This window comes from Winogradskyella eckloniae (assembly GCF_013249045.1).
In the GTDB taxonomy this organism is placed as follows: Bacteria; Bacteroidota; Bacteroidia; order Flavobacteriales; family Flavobacteriaceae; genus Winogradskyella; species Winogradskyella eckloniae.
The window spans coordinates 1-1,596 of record NZ_JABRWP010000019.1 but is presented as its reverse complement, the minus strand read 5'-3'; the positions used below and the strand labels follow the sequence as shown (position 1 = coordinate 1,596).

General features: G+C 43.7%; 1 protein-coding gene. It reads left to right on the top strand.

Going from position 1 to position 1,596, the window contains the following annotated elements; translation table 11 throughout:
* Positions 1 to 1,596 (top strand): DUF7507 domain-containing protein (locus HNV08_RS16195; RefSeq protein WP_173282406.1); only part of this gene is annotated, 1,596 nt, incomplete at both ends.

Below are 1,596 nucleotides of genomic sequence, written 5' to 3'. Positions count from 1 at the left end.
TCTCAGGCACGAACCCAATAGCGAGTTTAGCATCAGGAGCTAGTGCGACGTTTGTAGTACGTCAAACGATTACAGCGACAGACATAGCGAATGGATATTTAGAGAACAGTGCAAGTGCAACAGGCGACAGTCCAAGTGGTACGGATGATGTCAGTGATGATTCCGATACAGATGTAGATCCAAACGGAAATGCGATACCAAACAATGAGACCGTAGACTCACCAGATGGCGATGGTACCGATGATATGGATCCAACGAATGATCCAACGGTAACGAACTTAGATGATAATCCAGAATTAACAGTCACTAAGACGACAGATGGTACAATCACATCGGCAGGTGTAGCTGGTTTATTAGAAGATACAATAGATTACACGATCACAGTAACCAACACGGGTAACGTCACGTTAACCAATGTAGAAGTTACAGATGCAGATGTTACCTTTATCTCAGGCACGAACCCAATAGCGAGTTTAGCATCAGGAGCTAGTGCGACGTTTGTAGTACGTCAAACGATTACAGCGACAGACATAGCGAATGGATATTTAGAGAACAGTGCAAGTGCAACAGGCGATAGTCCAAGTGGTACGGATGATGTCAGTGATGATTCCGATACAGATGTAGATCCAAACGGAAATGCGATACCAAACAATGAGACCGTAGACTCACCAGATGGCGATGGCACAGATGATATGGATCCAACGAATGATCCAACGGTAACGAACTTAGATGATAATCCAGAATTAACAGTCACTAAGACGACAGATGGTACAATTACATCAGCAGGTGTAGCTGGTCTATTAGAAGATACAATAGATTACACGATCACAGTAACCAATACGGGTAACGTCACGTTAACCAATGTAGAAGTTACAGATGCAGATGTTACCTTTATCTCAGGCACGAACCCAATAGCGAGTTTAGCATCAGGAGCTAGTGCGACGTTTGTAGTACGTCAAACGATTACAGCGACAGACATAGCGAATGGATATTTAGAGAACAGTGCAAGTGCAACAGGCGACAGTCCAAGTGGTACGGATGATGTCAGTGATGATTCCGATACAGATGTAGATCCAAACGGAAATGCGATACCAAACAATGAGACCGTAGACTCACCAGATGGCGATGGCACAGATGATATGGATCCAACGAATGATCCAACGGTAACGAACTTAGATGATAATCCAGAATTAACAGTCACTAAGACGACAGATGGTACAATTACATCAGCAGGTGTAGCTGGTTTATTAGAAGACACAATAGATTACACGATCACAGTAACCAACACGGGTAACGTCACGTTAACCAATGTAGAAGTTACAGATGCAGATGTTACCTTTATTTCAGGCACGAACCCAATAGCGAGTTTAGCATCAGGAGCTAGTGCGACGTTTGTAGTACGTCAAACGATTACAGCGACAGACATAGCGAATGGATATTTAGAGAACAGTGCAAGTGCAACAGGCGACAGTCCAAGTGGTACGGATGATGTCAGTGATGATTCTGATACAGATGTAGATCCAAACGGAAATGCGATACCAAACAATGAGACCGTAGACTCACCAGATGGCGATGGCACAGATGATATGGATCCAA